The 2,892-nt window shown below is 65.9% G+C and carries 2 protein-coding genes; both read left to right on the forward strand.

Features of this window, described 5'->3' with window-relative positions; translation table 11 throughout:
• The coding region (locus tag ABDW21_RS05870; RefSeq protein WP_343710183.1) for a hypothetical protein at positions 1-660 on the forward strand (660 nt) is incomplete at its 5' end.
• A 61-nt stretch (positions 661-721) separates the two neighbouring features.
• Entirely contained in the window at positions 722-2,461 is a 1,740-nt protein-coding gene (locus ABDW21_RS05875; protein WP_343602338.1) for an AMP-binding protein, read from the forward strand.
• Positions 2,462-2,892: the final 431 nt, after the last annotated feature.

Genomic DNA, 2,892 nt, shown 5'->3' on the forward strand with positions numbered 1-2,892 from the left:
AAAGAGAACATCTACATCGCCACCCCGGGCGGTACCGTCACCGACACTTTGGTGACGTCGTCGGGCAACATCGACCTCGGCCCCTTCTTCAACGCCGCCGACCCGCTCGACGCGGGCGCCGCCCTCGCCCCGCTGCAGGCGGGGGACAGCGCCATCGGCGCTGACGCTTTCACCATCGACGGCCTCACCTTCAACCCCGAAACGGCTCTCGGCGTCGACGTCTTCAACCCGGTCAGTCAGACGATTGGCGCTCCGCCGCTGTTGAGCATCGGCGGCGGCCAGGGCGGCGGCCTCACGTTCGCGCCGCAAGTCTTCTACGTCTACAGCGGCGCCGGGTCGAGCGCCACCGAACTCGGGCGAATCGATAGCGCCGAGACCGTGACATACCTGGGCTCGCTGACCAACACGGAGTTCGTCAGTACGGGCTGTTACGGGGGCACCTGTTTAGCGGGCGTGCCGGTAAGCGGGACGGTCTACGACGTGTTCAACTTCGGCGGCGGGTTCGAAAACGTCTACGTAGCCACTCCGGGCGGCACCGTCACCGACACCTTCTTGACGCCGTACGGACCCCTCATTGATTTCACCATCCCCGACATCAACGCCGCTCTGGCGCTGGACCCGATCGCCGCGATCCCCCTCGGTTTCGACGTGCCGTTCTGACGTGCCGTCCGCCGCGGCGGCCACGGCAACCTGACACAGCTGATTGGGTAACCTCATGCACGTGACCGAGACATCCATTCCGACTCTGCTGCGCGAGCGTGCCAGCCTGCAGCCCGATGACACGGCATTCACGTTCGTCGATTACGAGCAGGACTGGGCCGGCATCGCCGAAACCCTGACGTGGCCGCAGTTGTATCGGCGAGCGTCGAACGTTGCCCGCGAGCTCGAACGTTGTGCATCACCCGGTGAGCGCGCTGTGATATCAGCGCCGCAGGGGCTGGATTACATCGTCGCTTTTCTGGGCGCACTGCAGGCCGGGCTTATCGCGGTGCCGCTGTCGGTCCCGCTGGGGGGCGTCACCGACCACCGCGTCGATTCGGTGCTGCGCGACGCCTCGCCCGCAGTCGTCCTCACGACGTCGTCCGCCGTCGGCGACGTCATCCGCCATGTTGCGCCGCAGCCCGGGCACCCCGCTGCATCGGTCATCGAGGTTGATCTGCTGGACCTGGACGCTCCGATGCGACCCGATGCCGGGGACGAGCATTACCAAACGACCGCGTACTTGCAATACACATCTGGATCGACCCGGCAACCGGCCGGGGTGATGATTTCCCATACGAACCTTGTGGTCAATTTTGAACAGCTGATGCTCAGCTATTTTCCTGACAGTGCAGGCATTCCGCCGGAGGACCTCACTATTGTGTCGTGGCTGCCGTTCTATCACGATATGGGTTTGGTTCTGGGGGTGTGCTCACCGATTCTGGGGGGATTCGACGGTGTGCTCACCAGCCCGGTGTCGTTCCTGCAACGCCCGGCCCGGTGGATGCACCTGCTGGCAACCAATTCTCAGGCGTTTTCGGCGGCACCGAACTTTGCGTTCGAACTGGCGGCCCGCAAAATATCGGACGACGACATGGCCGGCTATGACCTCGGGGGCGTGCACACCATCCTCAGCGGCAGCGAGCGGGTGCATCCGGTGACTCTGAAACGCTTCGCCAAACGGTTTGAGCGCTGCAATCTTCGGGACACGGTGATCCGGCCCTCGTACGGGCTCGCGGAGGCGACGGTGTACGTCGCGTCCAGCCAGGCGGGCCGGCCACCGGAAACCGTCGACTTCGACTCGGAAAAACTGGCCGCCGGCCACGCGCAGCGGTGCGCACCCGGGAGCGGCACCCCGCTGGTCAGATATCCGCTGCTGCCATCACCCATCGTGCGGATCGTCGATCCGGAAACCCGCACTGAGTGCCCACCGGAAACGACCGGTGAGATCTGGGTGCACGGCGACAACGTCGCTGCGGGCTACTGGCGGAAACCGCACGAGACCGAGCGCACGTTCGGGGCCACGCTGGTCGCGCCGTCGGCCGGCACACCCGAAGGGCCGTGGCTGAGGACCGGGGATCTGGGCTTCGTCTCCGATCACGAGCTGTTCATCGTCGGCCGCATCAAGGATCTTCTGATCGTCTACGGGCGCAACCACTCTCCCGACGACATCGAGGCGACGATCCAGGAGATCACCGGAGGCCGGGTCGCGGCGATAGCCGTTCCGGCCGCGGACGTCGAGCAGCTGGTCGTCATCATCGAGGCCAGGAAGCGGGGCGACTCCGACGAGGAGGCGATGCACAAGTTCGCCGTCGTCAAGCGTGAGGTCACCTCGGCGATCTCGAACTCGCACGGCCTGGGAGTGGCGGACCTGGTCCTGGTTCCGCCTGGTTCGATTCCGATCACGACAAGTGGCAAGGTCAGGAGATCGGCTTGTGTCGAGCACTACCAGCGAAATCAGTTCGCCCGCTTGGACGTGTAAACGTCAACGGCGCGAATGCGATTCGCGCCGGCCGGTCGATATGTCATGCGGCTCGGCCGCAATCGCCGCGACGCGGCCGCCTCCTGCGCGGCCGATCAGCAGGCAGCACCTGCACGCGCAGCGACATGTCGGAATTACGGTGCGGCGCAACATAACTCGTTTGGCGTTGGCGCCGTCCCGAGCCGACCGGCACTCAGGGCCCGACCGCCACTCGGGTCCCGACCGCCACGGGGGCAGTGTCGCGGCGTCGTGCACCCGGAGACCTCCCGAGCCACATACTGCCGTCTGGCCACATCAGCACCACCGACCTCTGCGGGAGGCCCTCTGCGGGAGGCGATGTGCGGGAGGCCCTCTGCGGGAGGCCCTCTGCGGGAAGCGATGTGCGCCATGCCCGCCTCTGCGCGACAACCTCCGTCGCGGCACCACGCCAC

Source organism: Mycobacterium sp., assembly GCF_039583805.1.
Classification (GTDB): domain Bacteria; phylum Actinomycetota; class Actinomycetes; order Mycobacteriales; family Mycobacteriaceae; genus Mycobacterium.